Below are 24948 nucleotides of genomic sequence, written 5' to 3' on the forward strand. Positions count from 1 at the left end.
CATGCAGATGTCTGATAGTTATGAGATGAGAGAGATGAGGAGTGCGTTTTGAACGGAGATTTGCAGGAGCGGATTGAGGATTGGTTTGCGCAGGGTGCGGCGGCGATTGGGAGTGCTGAGGCGGAGGCGTGTTTTCTTGAGTTGCGCGGGAAGCTGGAGGCTGGCGAGTTGCGGGCGGCTGAGCCGGATGCTTCAGTGCCGCTGGGGTGGCGGGTGAATGGGTGGGTGAAGCGCGGGATTTTGCTGGGGTTTCGCATTGGAACGATGCGGGAGATGGGTGGTGAGACGCTGAGGTTTATTGATAAACATACGTATCCGGTGCGACGATTTGTGGTTGCGGATGGGGTGCGCGTGGTGCCGGGTGGGGTGAGTGCGCGGAGTGGGGCCTATGTGGCTAAGGGGGTTGCGTTGATTCCTCCTTCTTACGTGAATGTGGGCGCTTATGTGGATGAGGGGACGATGGTGGATTCGCATGCGCTGGTGGGGAGTTGTGCGCAGGTGGGTAAGCGGGTGCACCTGAGTGCGGCGGCGCAGATTGGCGGAGTGCTGGAGCCGGTGAATGCTAGCCCGGTGATTATTGAAGATGATTGCTTGATTGGCGGAAACACTGGTGTTTACGAGGGAACCGTGGTGCGCAGGCGCGCGGTGCTGGCGGCGGGAACCGTGTTGACGCGGGGGACGCCGGTGTATGACCTGGTGAAGGGCGAGATCTATAAGGCTACGGCGGAGATGCCGCTGGTGATTCCTGAAGGAGCGGTGGTGGTGCCGGGGTCGCGGGCGGTTTCGAAGGGCAAGGGCGCGGAGTGGGGGCTTAGTTTGGCGGCTCCGGTGATTGTTAAATATCGGGACGAGAAAACGGAGCTTTCCTTGGTGTTAGAGGAGATTTTGCGGTGATTTGTGGTGGTAAATCGTGGTGAGTTTGTGGTGTTTTGTGTGGCTGATGTGGTGTTTTAAATGCTGCTTTTTGGATGTCGAAAAATACGCCACGTTTTTGAAGTTTATTTTTTGTGAGCGCTGTCCTGCCGGACGGGCCCACTACGCGTGGGGCGGCCACTTCGTGGCGTGTATACCTTGCTGTGATAAAGGATCTGAGGTGGCCCTCCCGTTGGTCGGGATGGAGTGATTCGCTTGGGTTTGGTTGCTAAGCGGGTTTCTTTGGGACGGTGTTGAAAAGGTTGATGAAGCCTTCGGAGAGGGTGGGGTGGGTGAGGATGAGGTTGTGGACGGCGGTGTAGGGCAGGTCTGCGGACATGGCAAGTTGAATGACGGGCAGGAGTTCGCCGACGCCGGGGCCGAGGGCGGTGAAGCCGAGGATGCGATCGTCGGGGGCGATGAGGACCTTCATGAAGCCACGGGTTTCATCGAGGGTGCGAGTGCGGAGGGCGGCGGCCATGGGGATTTTGCCGAGGCGGTAGGCTGTTCCCTGCTTCTTTGCTTCGTTTTCGGTGAGGCCTACGTGGGATAGCTCAGGGTCGGTGAAGGTGACAGAGGGGACGTGCCGATTCTTCGTTGTGCGGTTGGCTCCGGCCAGGTTGTCGCGGATGATGCGGAAGTCGTCGAAGGAGATGTGGGTGAAGTGGGGCGAGCCGGCAGAGTCGCCCATGGCCCACACGCCGGGGGCGGTGGTCTCGAGGCGGTCGTTGACCTGGAAGTGGCCGGAGGGGGTGGTCTTGATGCCGACGAGGTCGAGGCCCATGTTTTGCGTGTTGGGGGTGCGACCGGTAGCGACTAAGAGGTGGGTGCCCTCTAGTCTGGCTCCGTCGCCGAGGTGGACGATGACGGATTTGCCGGAGGTGCCTTCGACGCGGGTGACGCTGGCGTTGGTGACGATATCGATGCCTTCGTCCGCGAAGAGCTGGTGGAGGGCTTCGGTGACGTCGGGGTCTTCGCGATGGACGAGGGTTGGGTTGCGCTCGACGATGGTGACGTTGGAGCCGAAGCGGCGCATGGCCTGGGCGAGCTCGAGGCCGATGAAGCCTCCGCCGAGGACGAGGAGGTGTTCGGGGAGGATGGTGAGTTCGAGGGCTTCGATGTGGGTCATTGGGGCGGACTCGGCGAGGCCGGCGATGGGGTCGATGGTGGCGCGGGAGCCGGTGTCGAGGAAGATGTAATCGGAGCGGAGGGTGCGGGTGCCACCGGCGTTGAGGGCGACCTCGACGGTTTTTTCGGCGAGGAAGCGGCCGAAGCCCATGACGATCTCGGCTTTGGATTTGGCGTAGTTGTTGAGGTGCATGTCGCGGAGGCCATCGATCATTCGCTGGCGGCGGGCGCTGACGGCTTCCATGTCGACGTGCCATTTGCCGTGGACGATTCCGAACTCTGCGCCGCGCTGGAAGAAGGAGGCGACCTTGGCGGAGTGGATGACGTTCTTGCTGGGGAGGCAGGCGATGTTGGGGCAGGCTCCTCCGAGACGCTTGTCTTCGATGTTGGCGACCTTCTTGCCCTGGGAGGCAAGGTGCCAGGCTAGATATTTTCCGCCTTCTCCGCTGCCGATGATGATTGCGTCGTACTGTTCGGGCGTGGACATGAGAGATCTCCGTTGCGATTGAACTAATAATCGGGGCATTTCTCAGATGCACCCGAGGTCGCAGATGGCTTACATTATCGCGTCCCGTCAGTTGATTTGTAGGTACCCAGCTGTCAATCGATGAGTGCTTTGGGGATTTTGCATAAACTGAAACGGGAAATCGGCCAACTTCCAAGTGGCCGACCATCGCCAGGAAATACTATTTGACTGGCAAGAAGCGAGTTTCGAGTTCCCAATTGCCGCTGATTCGAGCCTTTTCGTAATTCCGGCCCCATGGTTCGTATACACCACGTATGTTCGATTATGGGCTGACTTCGAGGGCGTCAATGGAGAGCGATACGCAACAAATCGCGCTTGGGTTGCGCCAGGGAAATGTCGTTGTCCTTGAGGCGCTGGTCGAGCAATACCAATATCGACTTGTTCGTTATCTCATTTACCTGTTGGGCAGACGCGACGGGGTTGACGATTTGGTGCAGGAGACTTGGCTGCGCGTTCTTGAGCGAGGCTCCTCCTACGACGGACACTCCCGCTTTGAGCCCTGGCTCTTCAGGGTCGCACGCAATATTGCTGTCGATGCCATGCGTAAGCGGCGGAATTTAAGTCTGGACTCAGACGATGATGATGGTGGTGTTCGGCCAGCGCCTGCGTCCAATTCGCCTTCGCCATTCACGCTTGCGGCGCGGACAGAAGATGCTGACCGGCTTGCTCGCTCGCTGCAAACCCTGGAACCCGTCTATCGCGAAGCCCTCGTGCTGCGCTTTCAAGAGGACTTATCGCTACAGGAGATATCCGTCGTTGTGGGAGCGCCGGTCTCTACCGTCGCTTCAAGAATTTATCGAGGGTTGGCAACGCTGCGGCCGCAGTTCGAGGGAGAAACAGCATGAACATTGACCACCACGAAAGTTTCCAGCAAATGATCGACGAGAGTCTGGCGGGCAGCATCTCGGCTGAGAGGGAACAATCTCTTCGCGAGCATCTTGACATTTGCGCTCCATGCCAGGAGTATCTCAGCGCCAGCAACAGGGTTATCGCGGGCCTCGGCGGTTTTTCCTTCGAGGTGGATCCAAACCTCAATGCCAGGGTTTTCGCGTCCCTCAGGCTGCCTGCGCAGCAGGTCCAGGCCGCGCAGCCAGGCCGCCGGCGATGGGCGTTGATCAGCGTTGCCGCCGTCGTACTCACAATGGGCGGCTCATTCGTCGATCTGCAATTTGGGGGCCTGATCGCTTCTGTCTTCGATATACAGCGCATGCAGGTGCGGCAGGGGCTGCTCGCTTTCTGGATTGTGCCCTCTCTTTGTTTCTTACTGCTGTTTCCGCTATTGCCTTTGCTATCGAAAGCCGGCACTCACCGGGAAGAAAGGATTTTATGAAACACCTCCGTCAATTTTTGAACATTGTTCCGAAGACAATTCGGCCTTGGGCTTGGGTCCTTATGGGCTGGATGTTGCTGGTCGGGCTGGTTATGGGATACAAGGCCTCTGACCAGGGCGCTGTGTTGCGGACAATGTCCGCGTATGGCAGCGCTGCCTTAGTGTTCGGCATCGTGAGCGCTATCTGGCTTCTGTGTCTCGGGTTCGTGTATGCGGACGCTCGGCGGCGCGATATGCGGTCAGTCCTCTGGGTTCTGGTCGCAGCCTTGTTTCCTCACTTGCTCGGATTTCTTCTTTACTTTGTCCTGCGTCAGCCGATCGCCGCGACCTGCGCCCACTGCGGCATGACTGTTTCGAACCATCAGCGATTCTGCTCCTGGTGCGGCACTGCGCAATTCCCACCGAACTCAACTCAAGGACCACTCACCGCAAACCCGTCGCAAGGAGCAAGCCAATGAAGCCGGTATCCGCTGCAAAATCTTACGACGGCGTCACACTGCGTCAGGCAGCGGTGGTCGCCGGCTTCGCCTACCTGCTCAATCCTGTCAGCTACGCTGAGTTTTCCATTTACCCGAAGCTGGTGGCTGCGAACAACGCCGCTCAAACCATGCAGAATATCTCCGCCCACCCTGGCCTCTTTGCTGTCGCCATACTCTGTTACATCATCAGCTTTATCGGTGACGTCATCATTGCCTGGGCGCTGTATGTCCTGCTCGCACCGGTCAACAGAGCGCTGTCCTTGCTAACCGCGTGGTGCCAGCTGGTCTACGCCGCCGGTGCTCTCTGCAGCGTGTTTAGCTTGCTGAATGTCTACCATCTCCTCGTCACCCCGTATTACCTCACCCTCTTCGGCTCCGGCCCGCTGCAGGCACAGGTGTGGTTTCAGCTCCATTCGTTCCATTACGAATGGTCCGTGTCCCTGATCATCTTTGGGCTTCATCTGGTTCTACTGGGCTATTTGGTGTACCGCTCCGGCTATATTCCGTGGATATTGGGGATTGCGTTGTTCATCGCTGGATTGGGCTGGATGATTGCCGGCTTGGGGCCATACGTTCTTCCGAATGCCAACCTTGACTTCACTTTCATCACGGCCTTCGGCGAAGTACTCTTCACCCTTTGGCTCTGGATCAGGGGTTGGAAGGTCCGGGAGCCGACCGTAGTCTCTTGAGTCCATCCGATCACTGACGTCTCATGATGCCCTTCGTCGAAGGTGAGAAGAGTGCCGTCATGCATGGCGCGTGAATGACGGGCAAACCGGAAGTAATTTTCAGCTGACGAGAACAGGGCGATGCGCTCATCTAACCGGCTCGTCCCTGACTTGTTGGCGGTGTCGTGCAGATTTTTGCTTCCCGTGATATCAAGGAAGGCATGAGTTCTCCTGAGAGCAATTCGACCGATGCAGCTAAGCGCCGGGCTGCGGTGTGGGCGGCGTCGCAGATTGAAGATGGAATGGCGGTGGGCCTGGGGACGGGGTCTACCTCGGCGCTGGTGATTGAAGAGGTGGGGCGACGGGTTGCGGAGGGATTGCGGATCAAGGCGATTGCTACGTCTGAGGCCTCGCAGAAGCTGGCGCTGGAGTTGAAGATTCCGATGAGCGACTTTGCGCATCTGCCGGAGTTGGACTTGACGATCGATGGCGCGGATGAGGTGCAGGAAGGGACGCTTTATCTGATCAAGGGGCATGGCGGGGCGCTGCTGCGGGAGAAGATTGTGGCGATGGCGAGTAAGAAGCTGATTATTGCGGTGGACCCGAGAAAGCTGGTGAAGACTCTGGGGGCGGTGTTTGCGCTGCCGGTTGAGGTGGTGCCGTTTGGCTATGAGACGACGATCAAGCGGCTGCAGGATCTCGGGTTTGAGTCTGAGTTGCGGGTGACGGATGATGGCAAACCCTATGTGACCGATGGGAAGCACTACATTGTGCATTGCAAGCTGCCGCAGGTTGGCTTCGATGCGTATGAGGCGGCGGCGAAGTTGAAAGGGACGGTTGGGGTCGTGGAGCACGGGCTGTTTCTGGGGATGGCGAGCAAGGTGGTGATTGGTGGCCTTGAGGGGATCGAGGTTCTGGAGGCGGCGGGATAGGCGATTCATCGGGCGTTGACAATTGATCGCATGTCATTTCGGGCGGTGAAGATGCCTTGTTTGCCTCGTTGCCAAGGGCAGTTGAGCTTGCGATGGTAAGCTTAACTATTGATGGCACAAGATAAATTGAAGATGATTCCGCTGGGTGGCCTTGGCGAGTTCGGTATGAACTGCATGGCCCTCCGCTGGCAGGATGACATTATTGTCATCGACGCCGGTTTGATGTTTCCTGAAGAAGAGTTGCTGGGTGTGGACATTGTTGTCCCGGATATCAGCTATTTGACTGAAAACCGCGAGAAGGTTCGCGCGATCCTTTTGACCCATGGACACGAAGACCACATTGGTGGGCTGCCGTGGATTCTGTCTGAACTGAATGTTCCGGTGTATGGGACCGAGTTTACGCTGGCGTATGTTGAGGGCAAGCTGGAAGAACACCGGCTGCTGGATGACGCGGATTTGAACGAGATGATTCCCGGGCATCGGATTACGCTGGGGCCGTTTTCGATCATGCCGATCCGGGTGACGCACTCGCTGGTGGACTGCGTGGCGCTGGCGATTCATACGCCAGTGGGCGTGGTGCTGCATACGGGCGACTTCAAGATCGACCTGTCGCCGCCGGATAACAAGCCGTTCGATCTGCATGCGTTTGCGGAGCTGGGCAAGCAGGGTGTGCTGGCGTTGCTGCAGGATTCGACTAACGTCGATCGCAATGGATATACGCCGAGTGAGCGGGCTGTTAGGCCGAAGCTGGATGAGATCTTTTCGCAGACGAAGAAGAAGCTTTTCTTCAGCTGCTTCTCATCTTCGATTCATCGGATTCGGCTGGCGATGGAGCTGGCGCATCAGCATGGGCGCAAGGTCGCGGTGATTGGACGGTCGCTGGATAACTCGACCGAGATTGCGCAGGACCTTGGGTATCTGGATCTGCCGCAGGGCTTGGTGATCAATCCGGGACAGATTCGTGATTTTCCTGCGAATAAGTTGCTGATCATGATCAGCGGTACGCAGGGTGAGCCGATGAGTGCGCTGAGCCGGGCGGCGGTGAACAACCACAAATTTGCGCATATCGAAGCTGGCGATACGGTGTTGCTGAGTTCGCGGGTGATTCCGGGAAATGAGAAGTCGATCTACAGGATGATTGATCACTTGGAGCGGCGCGATGCAAAGGTGATCCATGATGATGGACAGTCGGGGCTGATCCACGTGAGCGGACATGGGAGCCAGGAGGAGCTGAGGTTGATGATTAATCTCGTTCGTCCGAAGTTCTTTATTCCGATCCATGGAGACTATCGCCACCTGAAGCGTCACGCGGAGCTGGCGGGGTCGATGGGCGTGGTCGAGAAGACGATTTTGATGGAAGACGGCGAGGTTCTGGAGTTCGATAAGGGCTCTGCCACGAAGACCGGAAAGGTTACGGTCGGGCGAGTGTGCATCGATTCGGGCGGGACCTCGACGGATGTGGTGGAAGACATTGTCATTCGCGACCGGAAGCATTTGAGCGAGGATGGCATTGTGCTGCCGATCATTGCGATCAATAAGCAGACGGGATTGCTGGAGAATCCGCCTGAGATTGTGATCCGCGGTATGGCGATCGCAACAGAAGAGGGTTTGATCAGTGAGGCGCGGCAGGTAGTGCAGCGGACGCTGGAAGGATCTTCATCGGAGGAGAAGGCCGACTATGGCGTGATCAAAGAGAAGATTCGGAACGATTTGAAGAGGTATATCCAGAAGAGCACGAGCCGGCGGCCTTTGATCATGCCGGTGATTCTGGAGATCTGACGAGTCTGTAGGAAGACGAAAAGGCGCTCCTGGCGGGGCGCTTTTTTTTTGCGTCTTGATTCGGTCTGCCAGGAGTGGTTGCAGACCGAGAACGACTACTCGAGATCTGATTTTGCGAGTGTTGATGCGGGTTAGAGCGGTGGTTACCCCTTTGAGTTAGCGGTCGAGATGAGGGTGCGGGGATAGTAGGATCAGCGCGAACGGTTAGTTGCTGGAGAGTGAACGAAGCCTCTCAGGGAGTAGCGATGCGCGGTGTCAGGCAAGGTGTCTCTCTGTTTTACCGGTGGATGTTCGCGACGATCGCGATCGCGGCGACATTCGCAGGAGCGGCTGAGGCGCAGAAGCCGGTGGTTGAGCCGCCGACGCGGCCCAGGATTGGGTTGGTGCTGGAGGGCGGCGGGGCGCTGGGCTTTGCGCATATCGGCGTGATTGAGTGGATGGAGGCGCATCATATTCCAGTGGACGATGTTGCCGGAACCAGCATGGGCGGCCTGATAGGCGGGTTGTATGCGTCTGGAAACAGCCCGCAGGAGATTGAGACATTTGTTGGGGGAATCGACTGGCCGGCGGTGTTGAGCGGGCAGGTTCCGTTTCCTGCGCTGAGCTATCGGCGCAAAGAGGACAGACTCGCTTTCCCTAACCGGCTGCAGTTTGGGCTGAAGCATGGATTGAGCCTGCCGAACGGGTTGAATTCAGGGTCGGGGGTGGGCTTGCTGTTGGATCGGACGATGCTGCCTTACTACGATTTGAAGAGCTTCGATGATCTGCCGATTCCCTTCCGCTGCGTAGCCACGGATATTACGACGGGCCACGAGCATGTTTTCAAGGATGGATCTCTGGCGCAGGCGATGCGATCGACGATGTCGATCCCAGGGGTATTCGCACCGGTGGCTCATGGGGACGAAGTCTTTTCAGATGGCGCTGCGGTGAATAATTTGCCGGTAGATGTGGCGCGGGGAATGGGCGCGGAGATCGTGATTGCCGTGTATCTGGACACGGGGCCGGTGGATAAGACGAGTTTCAATTCGCTGGTTGGAGTAGCAGGAAGAAATCTATCCATCATGGTCGCGGCCAATGAGCTGAAGAGCATGAAAGACGCGAATGTTCTGCTGAAGGTCGACGTGAGCAAGTTCAGCTCCAGCGAGTTTGAGAAGAGCGCGGAGATTATTCCGCAGGGCGTGAAGGTGGCGGAGGAGCATGCGGCGGAGTTGGAGAAGTACGCGCTGAACGATGCTGACTGGCAGGCGTATGTGGCGCAGCGGGATGCCCGGCGACGGACAAGGGTTCCGGTGCCGCAGTTTGTAACGGTGTATGGGCTCAAAGGGGCGCAGCGGGCAGAGGTTGCGAATGAGTTCACGAAGTATGTCGGGAAACCTGTCGATCCGGACAGGATTAACAGCACCATTGCGGACTTGCAGGGCACGGGAACGTACTCGAGCATCAGCTACAACCTGCTCGATGAGAAGGACAAGACGGGGTTGCTGGTGCGGCCGCGGCTGACAAACTATGGGCCGCCATTTTTGAATGTGGGCCTGACGCTTGCGTCCAATGACTCGAATGACATTCAGCTTGGGCTGGGTGGACGGGCTACGTTCTTCGGGTTGACGGGGCCGGGGTCTGAGGTGAGGGTGGATGCATCGATCGGTCAGGTGGCGGGGATTGCCGGGGAGTTGTATCAGCCGTTGATTGTGGGCAAGCGGTACTTTGTTGCGCCGCGAGCCTACTATACGCACACGATTGATTCGTTTTACTCGGGGAGCCAGGAGCTGTCGCAGTACACCGAGGAGCGGAATGGGTTTGGGGTCGACCTTGGGTATCGGTTCAGCTCGAAGGCTGAGTTGCGAGTGGGCGAGGACTACCAGTGGTATGGCGAGACGCTGCGGGTGGGGCAGCCGATTGAGCAGATCTTTCATCTGACTCCATTTGTGAGCAATGTGCGATTTCAGTATCTGGGGCAGGATAATGTGCAGGTTCCTACCAGAGGGTCGGAGCTGCTGACACGGTACGCGTACTCGACGCAGAGGCCGTTTGGCGAGGGTGGGTACTCGCAATGGGATTCGAAGGTTGCGCATTTTCTTCCGGTGGGGGAGAAGGGCATTATCTTCGGCACGATGGAGGGAGGAACGAGCTTCGGAGCGACGAACCTCGGGCTGGCAGGATTTTCGCTGGGCGGCGCGCTGCGGCTGAGTGCGTATGATCGCGGAGAGCTGCTGGGGAGCGATTATTTTCTGGGGCAGGCGGGCTATCTGTACCGGCTGACGAAGCTGAATCCGGTGATTGGCGATTCTATCTATGCGGCGGGATTTTATGAGATTGGGAAGGTTTGGAACGCGGCTCCGGGGACACCGACTCTGCCAAACGACATCTCAGGCGCAGTGGTGGTGAAGACGCTGCTGGGTCCGTTTTATGGGGGTGGGAGCATAGGTGACAGCGATCATCGCAAGTGGTTCTTTGGATTGGGGAGAGTGTTTTAGTTCGGCTGGGCGGATAGTATTATCTCTGCGGCGATGAGCTGAGGAGATGTGGGTTGATGAGTGAGTTTGTGACGTTGGAGGAGATTCGGGCGGCGAAAGAACGGATTGCTGGGATTGCAGTGAGGACGCCGCTTTATCGGGTGGAACGGGCTCGGTTGCGGATGGGGAAGTTTCCGGAGCCGGAGTTTGATCTCTATATCAAAGCGGAGAGTGAACAGCCGATTGGGAGCTTCAAGCTGCGCGGGGCTTACAACATGGTGGCGCAGTTGTCACCTGAGTCTCTGCGGCGTGGGGTGATTACTTATTCGAGTGGCAACCATGCGCAGGGCGTGGCGTATGCCGCGCGGGCGCTGGGGGCGAAGGCCGTGATTGTGATGCCTTCGAATGCTCCGGAGGTGAAGAAGGCGGCTACGAGGGCGCTTGGTGCAGAGATTGTGGAGGTGGGACCGGCTTCGTCGGAGCGGAGGTCAAAGGCGGAAGAGCTGGTAGCGGAGTTGGGGTATGCGATGATTCCGCCCTATGACGCTCCGCAGATTATCGCGGGGCAGGCTACGTGCGGGTTGGAGATTGCGGAGCAGCTGCCGGGTGTGGAGCTGGTGATCTCTCCGGTGAGCGGGGGTGGGTTGCTGAGTGGGACGGCTACGTCGGTGAAGCTGGCGGCGCAGGCTGGGTTGGTGAGCGCCGCGGTGCAGGTGTGGGGCGCGGAGCCGGAGCTGGCGGCGGATGCGAAGGAGAGTTTTTATTCGAAGACACTGGTGGAGTGGCCCGCGGCGAAGACTACTCGGACGATTGGGGATGGGCTGCGGACGCAGAGTATGGGCGTGTTGAACTTTGCGCATGTGATGAAGTTTGTGGATGGGATTGTTACGGTGTCGGAAGAGGAGATACTGGCGGCGATGCGGGTGATGTTGCGTGCGACAAAGCTGGTGCCGGAGCCGAGTGGGGCGGTGACGCTGGCGGCGGCTCTGTTTCATGCAGAGGAGTTGCCAAAGGTGAAGAAGGTAGCGGTGATTTTGAGTGGGGGAAATCTGGAGCCGGCGCTGCGGGAGCAGTTGGAGGGGGAGTTGGCTGCGAAGGCTTAGTCCTGCCGGACGGGCCCGCTACGCTTGGCCACCCCACAAACGAAGACCTGTTTGCGGGGACCCCGGTTCGCGCGGTCACTTCGTGACTTGTATACCGGTCGTGCAGACACTGCTGTTTCGGTCCTCCCGTTGGTCGGGATCGACTTAGTGTTTTTGGTAGCGGGTTAGGACGTCATGGAGGGACACTACGCCTTCGAGGGAGCCTCGCATGGCGCGGTTGGTGATGGGGAGGAGAGGCCAGCGCTGGAAGTGTGGGAGTGCGCTGGACAGAGGCTGGTCGGGGAAGAGGACGGGAGTGCGTTCCGGGCCTAGATGTTCGGCTAATGTTGCGGCTGTGGGTGCAGGTGTGGCTGCGGATTGATCTTCGAGCGGGTCGGCGGAAGGGGTCTGGGTGAGCGCTTCGAGCTGTTCTCTTCTTGCGGAGTACCAGAGGCCATCGGTGCAGTGAACGAGGAAGACCGGGATGGAATTCAGGTCTTCGTATTGGGCTAGGGATCTGAGAGTGTCAACGATGGTTTCGCTGCCCTGGAGGATGGGGACGGTGACAGGCTGCATGGCGTCTTCGAGGTGCAGGTTGCTCTCTTCGCGAAGCTCTTCCATGGAAGGGAGATCGAGGCCGTCCTGGTGGGTGAACTGCTCTAGGATGGGGACGGGCTGGAGGACGCGGGAGATGAGGTAGGCGATGGTGTTGGCGAGGATGACGGGCAGGACGATGGAGTAGTTGCCGCTGACCTCGAGCACCATGAAGACTGAGGTGAGGGGGGCGCGCAGAAACGCGGCGAAGAGGACCCCCATGCCCACCAACGCGTAGGAGCCGATGGTGCCGGTGAGGTGGGGGAAGTAGATCTTTTCGAAGGTGCCTACTGCGGCGCCGAGCATGGCTCCGATGAAGAGTGTAGGTGCGAACATTCCGCCGGGAGTGCCGCTGGAGAAGGAGAGCGTGGTGGCGATGATCTTGAAGAGAGCGAGGAGGAGGAGCATCTTCCAGGCGAACTGGGCGTGCATGGCCTGGTCGATGGCCTGGTAGCCGGCGCCCATGACCTGGACGAGTCCGAAGTAGCCGATGGCTCCTACGAGGAGTCCGGCCGCGGCGGGTTGGAGGAGCTGCGACCATTGAGGCTGGCTGCGAAGTTTGGGGCGGAGATAGCTGAGGGCCCTGGCGAAGAGGAGGGAGGCGAAACCGCCGACGACTCCGAGGGCGGCGTAGGCGAGGAGCTCGCGGGAGTCGCGGAGATCGATGACGGGGATGCGGAACATGGGCTGCGCGCCCCAGAAGGAGCGGGCGACGACGACGCTGGCGACTGCGGAGAGGACGATGGAGCCGAGGACTGCGGCGCTCCATTGGCCGATGACCTCTTCGATGACGAAGAGGATGGCGGAGATGGGAGCATTGAAGGCTGCGGCGAGTCCGGCGGCGGCTCCGATGGGCGCGAAGATGCGGAGTTTTTCCTTCGACATGCCGAAGCGGCGGCTTATGAGGGAGGCTACGCCGGCGCCGATCTGGAGAGATGGGTCTTCGGGGCCGAGGGAGTGGCCGCTGCCGATGGCGAGGGCGGAGAGGAGGAACTTGCCGATGACGGTGCGGAAGGAGATGTAGCCGTTACTGATGTAGAGTGCGGCTTTGGTCTGGTTGATTCCGCTGCCGCGTACTTTGGGGAAGACGTAGCGGGTGAGAACTGCGATGACTAGGCCGGCGGCGGCGGGGACGTAGAGGAGGCGCGGCTGATGCGGGTTTGGAGACGAGCCGAGCAGGAGGACGCTGAGCCACTCGATGGCCATGCGGAAGGAGACCACGAGGAGACCGGAGACGACGCCGATGAAGATGGAGAGGAGAAGAAAGACGCGCTCTTCGCGGCCGGGAGCGATGCGGGCGATCACGTCTTCGCGGAGAGTGCTGGGTGCGATTGGTTCAGTCTCCGCTATTGCTGTTTGATCTTCCATCTTCGCTTAGGGCTCCATCGCTTTTGGAAATTGGGCGAGTTGCAAGAGGAGCGCGTCGTCGCCGGTGGGAGCGGAGCATATTTTGCTGGTCTGGGTCTCGGTGTCGAAGATGAGTTGCAGGGTTGCGTCCTGCTGAGTGGGGTCGTTGAGGAGGGCGGAGCGGCTGCTGGTGGCGTCTTTGCTGGCCCATTTCGTGGTGAGATCCTGCAGCCGAGTGGAGAGGCCGCTGGCGGCAGAGAGTTGGGTACTGCAGGCGTCGAAGCGCTTCTTCGCCAGGGCGCGGGCTTTTAGGATGCGCGTGACACGTTCGTTGTCGGGGAGCTTCTTCAGGGGTGCTAGTTCCAGGATGCGTTTGGAGTCTTCGAGCATCTGCTTGTCGGCGAGGGTTGTTGCTTCGTGGGTGGAGGGGGAGTTTTCCTGCTGGTGCATGGCCTGTTCCATGAGGCGGTGAGCTTCGTCGAAGTGGCCGGAGTCGTATTCGAGGCGAGCGGCGGATTGGAGGGCGATCTGGTTTTCTGGCTCCTGCGCGAGGACCTTCCGGTAGTAGGTCAAGGCGTCGTGAGGGGCTTTGGCCTGCTCGAGAAGTTGTGCGAGGGTGATGGCGAGGGGGACGTCGTCGGGCGCGTTGCCTCCGGTAATGAGGAGTTCGGTGCGGGCGCTGCTGAAGTCCTGATGCGCGATGAGATAGCGCGAGAGCTCGAGGCGGACCTCGCGGCGGCGAACGACTCCGTCTCCCTCCCAGGTGCCATAGACGGACGCGCGGTAGTAGTTGATGGCGGGCTGTACCTCGTTCTTCTTTGCGGCGAGGCGGGCGAGGCTGAGGTTGATGAAGCCGTCGCCGGGTTGAGTCTCCCATAGGCCCAGGAAGTAGTTGAAGGACTCCTCGGTGTGGCCGGCGTCGCCCAGGGCCTGGGCGAGGAGGAGCTCGCAGGAGCGCTGGCCGGGGGCGTAGGAGAGGGCGGTGCGGAGGGCGACGATGGCCTGATCGGGATGGCCTGCGTTGATGGCGGTCTGGCCTCGTGCGGACCAGCGTTGGGCGAGCTCTTCGCGATGAGTGGTGAAGGAGCGAAAGAGAAAGAACGTAAGGAGGAACAGGACGATGGTGACGAGCAGCAGACTGAGAAAGGTCAGGGTGTCGCGGAGGATCAACTTCCGCTTGAGGCTCGAATAGTCTTCCGTTTGCAGTGTCATCATGCGATTTGCACGTTTTTATCTTGCTGCATGGTCTTTCTTTAGTCTATGGGTTTGATGCGCACAGAGATAGTGGCGCAGTTTGTGGAGTCATGGCGGATGTTGGTTCGTTTCGTCGAGGAGCAAAAGTTTAGACTGGACCGTATCTCGCTGCCCTGCGGATTGTGGCGGCGTCGAAGTGAGGACTATGCGGATTTTTTCTATCAGGCGATGTGCGGCTATGGGTGTTGGGACGGCTGTGCTGATAACGAGCGCCGCTGCGATGGGGCAGAAGAAGAGACCGAACTACGACAGGGCGGCCATTGCGACTGTGCTGCATGATGCGAATGTGTATGTTGCGTCAGATGCAGATGCGCAGAAGCTTTCGCTGGTAACGCCGGGACACGAGGTGCAGATCGTTGAGCGGAGTGGGCCGTGGGTGAAGGTGTTTGCGAATACCGATATTAACGACGATGCGAATGAGGACGATCGCAACAAGCCTGAGTTTGGCGAGGACGCAAATGTAACACCGGCGTCGGGTTGGATTCGGGATAAAGGGATTCTGGGGCCTGGGACGGCGGGTGGGGATGTAATTTTGTTTGGGTCGGCGGCGAACTTTGAAGATGAGGCGGAGCGGCCGCATGCGCCTAAGGGGGCGGCTGGGGCGGCTCACCTACTTTATAAGCGTGTGGCGGAGTACTTTCCGGACTCGCCGCTGGCGGCTGAGGCGGCGTGGCGGGCAGCGGATATTCGCTGGCAGTTGGATAAGGTCGATATCAGCACGCTGCCGAGTGCGAAGGAGCAGGAGGCCTATCTGCGGCCGCAGATCTATGAGGGAGAGTTGAAGAAGGTGATGAAGACGTATCCGGGGAGCGAGTTTGCGGCGCGCGCGGCGTTCGATCTGCTGGACAACAAGCTGTGTGGGGACTGGCAGGGGCTGCCAAAGTGTCCGGAGATGGAGACGGGGCTTTATTTGAAGTATGCGCAGCAGTATGCGGATGGACCTAAGGCTGCGGAGGCGATGTATAACGCGGTGTATCGGCAGGGTGTGGTGGTGACGATGTACGAGGTGCAGGAGGACAAGAAACGGGCGGACGAGGCGGCGAAGAGGACGCAGGCACTGGCGATGGATCTAAAGGCGCGATATCCGAAGTCGGAGTTTGCGGCGCGCGGGGCTAGTATTGCGTTTCGGGTTTCGCAGGGGATCGCGATCTATGGGAGTGATCGGGACTAGAGGCGATGTCCTGCCGGACGGGCTCACTACGCGTGGGGCGGGCGTTCGCACGCCTTTTTAAAGCTTCGCGTCGTCCTCCCGTTGGTCGGAATCATCTTCCTTCACGACCAACGGGAGCGCCAAGCGAAGCGGTACAAGTCACGAAGTGACCGCTCCACGCGCAGTGGGCCCGTCCGGCAGGACCTATCTTGTTTACCGTTTACACACGCGGACGCTTTAGGATGGATGCATGTCGATTCTTCATGTCATCATCCTTGCCATCGTGCAAGGGCTCGCTGAACTTTTGCCTGTCTCGAGCTCCGCTCACGTTGTAGTTGCTGAAAAGCTGTTGGGGCTGGACCCGACTACGCCGCAGATGACACTGCTGCTGGTGATGCTGCATACAGGCACGATGTTCGCCGTGATTGTTTACTTCTGGAACCAGTGGAAGAAGACCTATTTTTCGAGTGGCGATGCGTTCAAGCGATTTCTGATCCGGCTGGTATGGGCTTCGCTGCTGACGGCAGTGATTGGCGAAGTGATCATCAAAGTGATTGAGAAGACTGCGTTCAAGGGAGCTTCAAAGGGAGAGATCGAGTTGCTCTTCGGGCGGCTGGATTTGATTGCTCCTGCTCTGGCGGCGGCTGGTTTGCTGATTCTGCTGGCTGGCCTGATGGAGAAACGGCGCATGGGCGCGCACGAGAAGGTCTATGGCGACAGCGTGACGATGCGGCAGGCGGGTTGGATTGGTGCGATTCAGGGCTTGTGCCTGCCGTTCCGCGGATTTTCGAGGTCGGGAGCTACGATCTCGACGGGCATGTTGACGGGGGCGAGCAAAGAGCGGGCGGAGCGGTTCAGCTTTGCGCTCGCGGTTGTGCTGACTCCTCCAGCGGTGGGACGCGAGGTGCTGCGGCTGATGAAGGCATCCCATGAGGCGACGGCGGCGGGGGTGCCGATTGATTTGCACGGAAGCATGGTGATGGGGTTGCTTGGTGCTGTGTTTGCATTTCTGGCAGGACTGTTGGCGTTGAGGTGGTTGAGCAGCTGGCTGGAAGAGGGCAGATGGTACCTCTTCGGGATCTATTGCCTGGTGGCGTCCGTGGTGGTGTTTGGGCTGTATCGCGCCGGGTATTAGACCGTCTATCGGCTATCGGCGCGTGTAGAGCCAAGCCCAGTAGATAAGTGGGATTTGCAGAGGGATGCGTAGCCACTGCGCCCAGCTTTGGCCCATGATGCCGGGTAAGCGCATGTGCGACGTTGCCATGTAGATGTTCGCTGGAAGGACGGCGATGAGCAGAACCACCAGACCCCAAGCTGCGGCGTGGCGCGTCCAGGGGATGAGCAGGCCGATGCCGCCAAGTATCTCCGCCGCACCGCTGATGTGGATTAGAAGTGTGTGCGCGGGTAGGTAGGGCGGCATGATTCGGAGGTAAACGTCGGGGGCCAGGAAGTGAAGAGTGCCGGAGATAAGGAAGATTGAGGCGAGGAGGATGCGGCCGATCATGTTGAATCACTTCCCTCTTTGCGCCTGTCTTGACGCATATCTACAGAAGCACAATTATTGACGCCAACAAAACAAAAAATATGGGCAGCGGGGACGAACCCTGCTGCCCATCGTCGAGTTGCATCGCCTTGGTTATTTGGATACGAGTGCGTCGCGGTGGCTCTTCACGTAGTCGTGAGAGGTGAGGACGTGGGCCTGTTGCTCTGCAACAAGCTGGCGGACGGGGAGCGGAAGATCCTGATTGAGAGCGTCGGCATAGGCCTTCTTGGCCTCGTCTTCGCCCTGTTCGGCGGTCTCGAGGAGGGTGTGGTCGCCGCCGCCGAGCTTGGCTTTCAGGTCTCCCCAGACGCGGTGGAGGGTGCCGGCGGTCGTGCCGGACTCTTTGATGTCGTGTACGCCGTTCTGATGGAGGACCTCCTCCAGATCGCCGCGGAAGCTGGCGCGCTTGAGAGATTCGGCGAGGAAGTAACGTTTGAGAGTGTCTTCTTTCAGATGTTCGCCGATGTCGGCAAAGCCTTTCTGGCTGTCGAGAAGGGTGCTGATGAGGGAGTTGAGAGCGCGGTGCATTTCGTTCTGCTTACCTGAATCTGTCGGCATTATGGACCTCAATCTTGGGTGAAGTGGGTTCGGGGTGCGGTTGGAGCAGGGTCCGTCGGTTGTGCGCGATTCTCCTCCGCCGACGGCAAGCTGGAGAAATCGCGAAAATCCCGCTCCCCTGCCAACCGGTTCTAAGGACCGCCGAGTGAAATTTTGCTCGGCGGTGAATATGAAGGAGTAGATGCAGGGTGTGCCCGTGGGTTTGTATGTGGGTACCCCGGAGTGAGGTTTTTCGACATTTGTGCAGGGGGTTGGGGAGGGTCTGGGATAATCGAAGGTGCTCTGGTGATTTGCGGGCTCGGTTTGGATCGGACGGCGTGAGAGGTGTTGCGCGCTGTGACGAATGAGTCCGCGCGTCCCCCTCACATGAAGGCTCCCCAATGAAAACGCTGAGACTTGTTTCGACCCCGACGCGCAACCGCCGCCTGAATGAGATTCTCGGGATGGTCGTACTGGTGAGCGCGGGGCTGCTGCTGCTGGCGCTGGCGAGCTATACGCCGACCGATCCGTCTTTCGATACGGTGGGACAGTATGTGAAAGGGCGGCCTGCACATAACTGGACGGGGATGGTTGGGGCGTATCTCGCGGATGCGATGCTGCAGCTGATTGGGGTTGCGGCGTTTTTCCTGCCGCTGGTGCTGGGACGGCTGGGGATCTGCTGGATGCGGTCTCGACCGGCTGGGTCTCCGTTGGCGAAGACGATTGGGTTGGGGATGTGGGTGGTGTTTGGGCCGGCTGCGATTGCGCTGTTGCCTGGGGAGATGATGTGGCGCGGCTCGCTGCCCGTTGAGGGGACGACGGGGCGGCTGCTGGCGGATCTGTTGGTGCATTATTTGAATCTGCCCGGAGCTGCGATTGTTCTGACGCTGATGGTGGCGGTGTCGCTCTACCTGGCAACGACGTTTACGTTCAATACGGCACGGGAGTGGGCGACAATCCGGTTTGGATTTGTGCAGCGGCTGTGGGAGTGGTGGTCGCAGCGTCGGAGTCGCCGGGCTGGTGCTGAGGTAGATCTGGAAGAGGCTTATGGGAGTAAACGGGAGCAGGCGGATGCCAGGGCGCGGCGGGCTCGTGAGCTTGCGGAGGCGGCAGAGCGCAGGAGACTGGAGCCTGAGCCGGAGTCGACGACGCTGTTGGGTGGTTTGTTTGGCTGGTTGAGCAGGAAGAAGAAGGTGCAGCCGATCTCGATTTCACCCGAGGAGGTTGCGGTCGGGCATCATACTTCGATCTTCGAGGCTATGCCGCGGACGCTGGTGGATGCTCCTCCGGTGACAGCGTTCAGTACGGCGGTGGCGGCGGCGGCGCCGTTTGCGGAGGTGCTGGCCAAGGCGGCGGCCCCGGTGCATGCGCTGGATGACGAGTCGAACTTCAGAGATTTTGCTGGTGCTGAGGACGGGCGTGAGCCTGTTTCGATGAAGGCTCCGGCACCGATGCGGGTGCCGAAGAAGGTGGCGGAGGAGCCGAGAGCTCCGTTTGCTCCAGTCCCTGCTGCTTCGCAGCCGCTTCACACGTTGCCGGATAATATTTCGTTTGGCAAGCGGGCGGATGCGGATATCAAGCCGGTAACGATTGTGCCGAAGAGTGTGCGGGGGTATAAGCTGCCGCCTTCGTCGCTGCTTTATCGGAGTGAAGAGCACGCTGTGGTTCGCGAGGATGCGCTGCGTGAAGAGGCGCGGGTGCTGGTGGAGAAGTCGGCTGAGTTTGGTGTCGATGGGCAGGTGACGCAGATCAATCCGGGGCCGGTGGTGACGACGTTTGAGTTCAAGCCGGAGGCTGGGGTTAAGGTCGCTCGGATTACGGGGCTGGCGGATGATCTTTGCCTTGCGATGGCGGCTGAGTCGATTCTGATTGAGCGGATGCCGGGTAAGAGCACGGTTGGGATCCAGGTGCCGAACCATGAGCGGGAGACGATCTGGCTGAGGGATGTGGTCGAGTGTGAGAGCTTCGCGCAGAGCAAGAGCAGGCTGGCGATTGCACTTGGTAAGGACATCAACGGGCGCATCGTGACGGCAGACCTGGCGAGTATGCCGCATGTGTTGATTGCCGGTTCGACTGGCTCGGGCAAGTCGGTTGCGATCAACGCGATGATCATGAGTGTGCTGTTCAAGTCGACGCCGGAACAGGTTCGCATGATTCTTGTGGACCCGAAGCGGGTGGAGCTTGGGATGTATGAGGGAATCCCGCACCTGTTTACGCCGATCATTACCGAGGCGAAGCTGGCAGCAAATGCGCTGCGAAATGCTGTGCGCGAGATGGAACGAAGGTTGAAGCTGCTGGCGGCGAATCATGTGAGGAATATCGATCAGTTCAATAAACTGTTCGACCATGGCAGCGAGTACTTGTTTGAGGATGTGAATCAGGAGCCGCTGCCTTACATCATCATCATCATCGATGAGTTGGCTGACTTGATGATGCTGGATCGGGCGAATGTCGAAGAGTCGATCACACGGTTGGCGCAGATGGCTCGTGCCGTGGGTATTCATCTGGTGCTTGCGACGCAGCGGCCTTCGGTGGACGTGATTACGGGATTGATCAAGGCCAATGTGCCTACTCGTATGAGCTTCAGGTTGGCGACGAAGGTGGACTCGCGGACGATCATCGATTCGAATGGTGCTGAGAGCTTGCTGGGACGCGGCGATATGCTCTATCTGCCGCCAGGGACGAGCCGGGTGCAGCGTGTGCATGCGCCGTTTGTGACCGAGAAAGAGATCTCGGCCGTGACTGCGTTCTGGAGGGCGCAGGGTGAGGCCGAGTATGTGCATGGCTTCCTGGAAGGGCCGAAGGAAGACAACGGGACCGGCAAAGATGGGGATGGTGGCGTGGATGGGGACAATAACGACGAACTGTATGACGATGCGGTTCGGCTGGTGTTTGAGTTTGGGAAGGCGAGCACTTCCCTGCTTCAGCGCAGGCTGCGGATCGGTTATGGGCGCGCCGCTCATCTGATCGACATGATGTACAACGATGGTTTGGTGGGTCCGGCGGATGGGTCGAAGCCGCGTGAGATTCTGAAGTCTCCTAACTGGATCAGTGAAGTGGATGCGGCGATTCGGTAAGAATCTGTCCTGCCGGACGGGCCTCCTGCGCGGAGGGCGGTCACTTCGTGACTTGTATACCTTGTCTCGGCGGAGTTGGAAGACGTAGCCCTCCCTTTGGTCGGAAGATATGCTGCCAGCGGCGGACAGCTAGTGGTGGACTGTCTTCGACGAACGGATGGCGACGATCGCGAGAATGCAAATCACGACCAGAAGGGCGATCCAGAGCAGATGGGGATGGCGATCCGTGAGAGGGCGGGCGTCTGGACGATCGCGGTAGGCAGGGTTGAACTGTTCAGGTCCTAACTTTGCTTCGTGAAACTCGCTCGAGGGAGAGAAGAGGCGGGTGTAGTCGTACTGGGGCGCAGTGAGGGCGGCGTCGCCGTAGAAAAGGGTGAGAGGCACTGCCGTGGGGGCGTCGAAACAGATCTTGCGCTGACGCATCTCGAGGCGTATGGCGGTGATCGGGAGTGGGGCGTCGTCGCCGTTGTTGACCGCGACTTCGACTGTGGCTGCGCTTTGCATGTTCGAGCCCAGGGTAGCGGGGACGCTGAGTTGCTCCTGACGGATCTCGCGACCTGCTTGAGTGAGGTGGACGCGAAAGATGGTGCCGGCCAGGGTCTCGCTGAGTGCGTCGGCTGGATTGGGAGTGGCGGTGGGATGGTCCTTGATGTTGACATCGCGGCTGAAGTTCACTTTGAAGGCCGGCGAGAGAGAGAAGGAGACTCGCTCAATGGGAATACGTTGTGGCAGGGCGAAGGTGGCGATGCTTTGGCGGCCGCGCTGAATGATGCTTGAGACTTCGGCTGCCTTGGTGTAGAGAGACTGAGCTTCGCGGCTGGGGGGAACGGTGACCGATTTCACTATCTTTTGAAGAACTTGCGGAGAGGTGTCTAAGGCGTGTGCGGCGGCAGCTGGGGAGACTGCTAGTTCGATGTGGAGATAGGGGAGGCTGGTCTCCTGCAGATGAATCGTTGTGCTGCGAGAGAGATGTTGGCTGCTCAGGTCGAAGATCGTAAACTCGCCGAGATTCGTCTGGTTCGCGTAGTTGGGGTCGTGGGTCCCGGAGACGGTGGCGGTGGCGATGAAGTCGTGTCCGGCTAGCTCGAGGGTGAGTTCGGTGTAGGGGCGGTTCGGCATCTCGAGGTCGAAGACGATGTTGCGACCGCGAAGGCCGAGGTTACGGATGACGGCGGTGTCGCTGTCAGGTTGCTGCGGTTCGCTCAGCGTGATGGCATAGGGGATCTCTCGGTTGTTCTGAAAGAGGCGGAGATCTTTGAGGGACGGACCGGCGTGTGGGAAGAGAGAGGGGTCGATGATGGCGCAGCTTTGACCTGCGCCTGACGGTACCGTGATGGCTCGTTCGAAGCGAAGATAGTGAGGGTCAGTTGGCTCCGGGTTTGCGTTCGACTGCCAGAGAAGGACGGTCAGGAGAATCGCAGACTTCACCGGTCGGCTCCTTCCTGCGGGGGCAGATGGGGTTCGGGTGTGGGATTGGGGAGGCGGAGAGCCAGCCAGTCCTTCTGATAGGCGAAGCTGATGGCCATCAATAAGGCCCCGAGTCCGAGAAAGCTTAGGACGCGGTAGCCCTGGCTGAGGTTGCGCAAGTCGTAGAGGAAGGCTTTACCGATGGTGAAGACCAGCAGGAGGAGCGCCTGCCAGCGGATGAAGGCGGAGCGCTTCCAGAAGCCCAAAGCCAGCAGGCACGCGCCGTAGAGCATGAGAAAGGTGGAGATGGCTAGGGCCTTTTGCAGATCGGCTTCGGGGTTGCCAGCAGAGACGCGCCATGCGGAGTCAAGCTCGCGGAGACACGAGAGGATGGCGATGAAGTTGAACGCGACGATGGAGGATCCCGCGATGGTGACCCAGTTTGGGAACGCTTTGTTCTGCTGGTCGGAGTGGCGCAGGGAGCCATGCGCGATGAGCGCGGAGAGGCCTAGAGCGGCGAGTCCGAAGAGGGCGGTGGCGAAACGGAGGTTGAAGAAGGCCGTGTCGATTTGCTCATTGAGCCAGAAGGGTTCGATGAGGAGGCCGCAGACACCGAGGGCGAGAGCGATGGTGGCGAGGCGGCGAAGGATGAGTGGAGCAGAAGCGGCGTCCTTGACTGGCGTTGGGCTGGAGAGACGTGCCGCCACCCAGAGGAGAGCTGCGCCCTCAGCGAGCCAGCCAACGATGATCCAGCGGCCACTGGCCTTAAGTGGGATGGCGATGGTGAGGAAGACGATCGCGAGAGAGAGATGGACGGCGGAGGTTATGCGGGATTGGGGCAAGCGCATCAGGCCCAGATAGAACGCGGCGAATAGAACCGCCAGCCAGGGGAGGAGATCGTGATTGCCGGTGTCCTGCAGGACGGAGTAGAGCGCGAGTGCCGCGAAGGTTGCATTCGCCAATGGGAGGAGGATTTCGGTTATTGGACTTGATGGGTGTTGGTCATTTTGCTGAGTGCGGATGGATGGCAGGAGGAAGGTGAGGAAGAAGAGGCCGATGAAGATCGCTGTGGTGGAGAGCGGCTTCGGCGTGTTGTAGACGTCGAACCATTCGACGTACCAGCCGATGAAGAAGGCCACGGTGGCGGGGAAGATTCCGAAGAGAAGGTGCGGCCAGGGCTTAAGGCGGACGAGCGAGACCGTGGCGACATCGATTGCGAGGATGTACGTGAAGAGGAAGACTTCGTGATTGCCGCCGGTGGAGAGGAGCAAGGGCGTTGCGAAGGCTCCAGCGAGTGCGTAGGCGGCTAAAATCTGGCTGTTCTGCGACCAGGCCATGTAGGCGTTCCAGGCGGTGACCAGAATCATGGCGGTGAGAGCTATGCCGGCGGGTAGTAGATGGTAGAGCTGGAAGGCGGCCCAGAGGGACAGGTAGAGGGCTCCGCTGCCGATGGCCTTGAGCGAGTAGGAGAAGGCGTTGAAGCCCTGGCGGCGGAAGCGCTCGGACCAGACTACGATGGCCGCGCCTGCGATCAGACCGGCGAGGATGCGGCCTGTGGGGCCTATCCAGTGGTTGTCGATCGCCCACTTGAGGAAGAGAGTGGTGGCGATGAGGAGGGCGACGATTCCGATGCGGCTGAAGAGCTGGGAGCCGATGCGGTCTTCCAGTGAGCCGTTGGGTTTGGGAAGATTGCAGACGAAGTCGGGGACGGGGACTTCTGTGGATGGAGTTGAGGAAGGGCGTGGTGGAGGGGCTGCGAGTTTGCGCGCTTTGAAGGAGGGGGTAGAACGCAGTTGCGCTAACTGCTGTTCAAGACTCTCGACGCGGGCGGAGAGGGCTGCGAGGGTCGCGGCCAGCTGGGCTTGCTCGTTGGGCTGCTTCGGCCGGTCCTGATTCTGGTCGTCCTGCACATCCTCCGAAGCCATGGCAACTACTTTACCGCTATCATGCGCCAGAATGGTACTCAAGACTGTCAGTTGATAGTCTTTGCGCTAAGGACGAGTGAGAGACATGCCGGTTCGGATTTTGATTGTGGATGACGATGAGTTGAGCCGGGAGGTGCTTATGCTGCTGGCGGAGAGGGCGGGATACGAGGTTGAGGCGTTGGAGTCGGGGGATGCCGCGCTGGTGCACGTGCAGCGGGCCCGTCCGTTGCCTGAGGTGGTGTTGACGGATATGCAGATGCCTGGGACTGCGGGGGATGAACTTGCTCGGCGCCTGCGCGGATTGTGCGGGACGGGGAGCTTACTGCTGGCGATGAGCGGGAGTGAGTTGGAGGATGGGACGGGGCAGGAGTTCGACGGGTTTCTACTGAAACCGTTTACGATGGAGACCCTGGCGAGAGCAATCTCCCGTGGTTCTGCTCGAGCCGACGAGGGATCAAGCGGTGCGAAGGGGGGTGTGTTGGATGAGGGGGTCTATGGGAAGCTTTCACAGTCCATGCGGCGGTCGCAGCTGGAGCAGTTGTATGCCCTTTGCCTCAAGGATGCCGAGGCGAGGATTGGGAAGATGCGACGGGCAACATCCGATGGCAATGACGCTGCGTATAGAAAGGAAGCTCATGCCATCAAGGGTGGATGCGGGATGGTGGGTGCGGTTGAGCTGCAAAGACTTGCAACGTCAATGGAGGAGCGGGGTTTGCGTGATGACGATGTAGCTACACTGGACGAATTCATGGTGGCGTGCGAACGGCTGCGGCGTATTCTGGTCGCACGCGAAAGCAACTAGTGTCGGGTCAACGAGTTGTCGGG

The 24948-nt window shown here is 59.4% G+C and carries 20 protein-coding genes; 12 read left to right on the plus strand and 8 right to left on the minus strand.

What is annotated here, in order from left to right; genetic code table 11:
* The first annotated feature begins 48 nt into the window (after positions 1–48).
* Positions 49–894 (plus strand): 2,3,4,5-tetrahydropyridine-2,6-dicarboxylate N-succinyltransferase, encoded by an 846-nt coding sequence (locus HDF12_RS17740; protein WP_179585514.1) that lies wholly within the window; start codon positions 49–51, stop codon positions 892–894.
* A 247-nt stretch (positions 895–1141) separates the two neighbouring features.
* Here HDF12_RS17740 and HDF12_RS17745 read toward each other — a convergent pair whose 3' ends face one another.
* A complete protein-coding gene (locus tag HDF12_RS17745; protein ID WP_179585516.1) occupies positions 1142–2527 on the minus strand; it encodes a dihydrolipoyl dehydrogenase family protein in 1386 nt (461 codons plus the stop codon).
* A 326-nt stretch (positions 2528–2853) separates the two neighbouring features.
* On the opposite strand from HDF12_RS17745, the gene HDF12_RS17750 reads away from it, so the two are divergent.
* Positions 2854–3411, plus strand: a complete 558-nt coding sequence (locus HDF12_RS17750) for an RNA polymerase sigma factor (RefSeq protein WP_246374179.1) — start codon at positions 2854–2856, stop codon at positions 3409–3411.
* On the plus strand, positions 3408–3896 hold the full coding sequence (locus tag HDF12_RS17755; protein ID WP_179585519.1) for a zf-HC2 domain-containing protein: 489 nt from the start codon (positions 3408–3410) through the stop codon (positions 3894–3896). The genes HDF12_RS17750 and HDF12_RS17755 overlap by 4 nt, the downstream gene beginning before the upstream one ends.
* A 239-nt stretch (positions 3897–4135) precedes the next feature.
* Here the strand turns inward: HDF12_RS17755 and HDF12_RS22470 are convergent, their stop codons facing one another.
* Complete coding sequence (locus HDF12_RS22470; RefSeq protein WP_257025718.1) at positions 4136–4258, minus strand: hypothetical protein; 123 nt, start codon at positions 4256–4258, stop codon at positions 4136–4138.
* A gap of 92 nt (positions 4259–4350) precedes the next feature.
* Here HDF12_RS22470 and HDF12_RS17765 point away from each other — a divergent pair, with 92 nt between their 5' ends.
* From HDF12_RS17765 to HDF12_RS17785, 5 genes are all read left to right on the plus strand, one after another.
* On the plus strand, positions 4351–5064 hold the full coding sequence (locus HDF12_RS17765) for a DUF4386 domain-containing protein (protein WP_179585523.1): 714 nt from the start codon (positions 4351–4353) through the stop codon (positions 5062–5064).
* A gap of 200 nt (positions 5065–5264) precedes the next feature.
* Positions 5265–5975 carry a ribose 5-phosphate isomerase A gene (gene rpiA, locus HDF12_RS17770; protein ID WP_179585525.1) on the plus strand — a complete coding sequence of 237 codons (711 nt, stop codon included), beginning with the start codon at positions 5265–5267 and terminating at the stop codon, positions 5973–5975.
* 111 nt (positions 5976–6086) lie between these two features.
* Positions 6087–7754 carry a ribonuclease J gene (locus tag HDF12_RS17775; RefSeq protein ID WP_179585527.1) on the plus strand — a complete coding sequence of 556 codons (1668 nt, stop codon included), beginning with the start codon at positions 6087–6089 and terminating at the stop codon, positions 7752–7754.
* 218 nt (positions 7755–7972) lie between these two features.
* Positions 7973–10228: a patatin-like phospholipase family protein gene (locus HDF12_RS17780; protein WP_179585529.1), complete on the plus strand. Its 2256-nt coding sequence runs from the start codon at positions 7973–7975 to the stop codon at positions 10226–10228.
* Positions 10229–10284: 56 nt separating this feature from the next.
* On the plus strand, positions 10285–11310 hold the full coding sequence (locus HDF12_RS17785; protein ID WP_179585531.1) for a threonine ammonia-lyase: 1026 nt from the start codon (positions 10285–10287) through the stop codon (positions 11308–11310).
* A gap of 144 nt (positions 11311–11454) precedes the next feature.
* Here the strand turns inward: HDF12_RS17785 and HDF12_RS17790 are convergent, their stop codons facing one another.
* Together HDF12_RS17790 and HDF12_RS17795 are read right to left on the minus strand one after the other, a co-directional pair.
* On the minus strand, positions 11455–13251 hold the full coding sequence (locus HDF12_RS17790; RefSeq protein WP_179585534.1) for a chloride channel protein: 1797 nt from the start codon (positions 13249–13251) through the stop codon (positions 11455–11457).
* Positions 13252–13257: 6 nt separating this feature from the next.
* Entirely contained in the window at positions 13258–14445 is a 1188-nt protein-coding gene (locus HDF12_RS17795) for a tetratricopeptide repeat protein (protein ID WP_179585536.1), read from the minus strand.
* 184 nt (positions 14446–14629) lie between these two features.
* Here HDF12_RS17795 and HDF12_RS17800 point away from each other — a divergent pair, with 184 nt between their 5' ends.
* Entirely contained in the window at positions 14630–15655 is a 1026-nt protein-coding gene (locus tag HDF12_RS17800) for a hypothetical protein (protein WP_179585538.1), read from the plus strand.
* 229 nt (positions 15656–15884) lie between these two features.
* On the plus strand, positions 15885–16769 hold the full coding sequence (locus HDF12_RS17805) for an undecaprenyl-diphosphate phosphatase (RefSeq protein ID WP_179585540.1): 885 nt from the start codon (positions 15885–15887) through the stop codon (positions 16767–16769).
* 12 nt (positions 16770–16781) lie between these two features.
* Here HDF12_RS17805 and HDF12_RS17810 read toward each other — a convergent pair whose 3' ends face one another.
* Together HDF12_RS17810 and HDF12_RS17815 are read right to left on the minus strand one after the other, a co-directional pair.
* Entirely contained in the window at positions 16782–17138 is a 357-nt protein-coding gene (locus HDF12_RS17810; protein WP_179585542.1) for a DoxX family protein, read from the minus strand.
* Positions 17139–17270: 132 nt separating this feature from the next.
* The gene (locus HDF12_RS17815; RefSeq protein ID WP_179585544.1) at positions 17271–17735 is read right to left on the minus strand and encodes a PA2169 family four-helix-bundle protein; all 465 of its coding nucleotides are present in this window, start codon (positions 17733–17735) and stop codon (positions 17271–17273) included.
* A 380-nt stretch (positions 17736–18115) separates the two neighbouring features.
* Between HDF12_RS17815 and HDF12_RS17820 the strand changes: the two genes are divergently transcribed.
* Entirely contained in the window at positions 18116–20791 is a 2676-nt protein-coding gene (locus HDF12_RS17820; RefSeq protein ID WP_179585546.1) for a DNA translocase FtsK, read from the plus strand.
* Positions 20792–20920: 129 nt separating this feature from the next.
* Here the strand turns inward: HDF12_RS17820 and HDF12_RS17825 are convergent, their stop codons facing one another.
* The gene (locus tag HDF12_RS17825) at positions 20921–22219 is read right to left on the minus strand and encodes a DUF3999 family protein (protein WP_179585548.1); all 1299 of its coding nucleotides are present in this window, start codon (positions 22217–22219) and stop codon (positions 20921–20923) included.
* Positions 22216–24123: a DUF2339 domain-containing protein gene (locus HDF12_RS17830; RefSeq protein WP_179585550.1), complete on the minus strand. Its 1908-nt coding sequence runs from the start codon at positions 24121–24123 to the stop codon at positions 22216–22218. The genes HDF12_RS17825 and HDF12_RS17830 overlap by 4 nt, the downstream gene beginning before the upstream one ends.
* Before the next feature lie 85 nt (positions 24124–24208).
* Here HDF12_RS17830 and HDF12_RS17835 point away from each other — a divergent pair, with 85 nt between their 5' ends.
* A complete protein-coding gene (locus HDF12_RS17835) occupies positions 24209–24925 on the plus strand; it encodes an Hpt domain-containing response regulator (protein WP_179585552.1) in 717 nt (238 codons plus the stop codon).
* The last annotated feature ends 23 nt before the right edge of the window (positions 24926–24948 follow it).

It is taken from the genome of Tunturiibacter gelidiferens (genome assembly GCF_013410115.1).
Classification (GTDB): Bacteria; Acidobacteriota; Terriglobia; order Terriglobales; family Acidobacteriaceae; genus Edaphobacter; species Edaphobacter gelidiferens.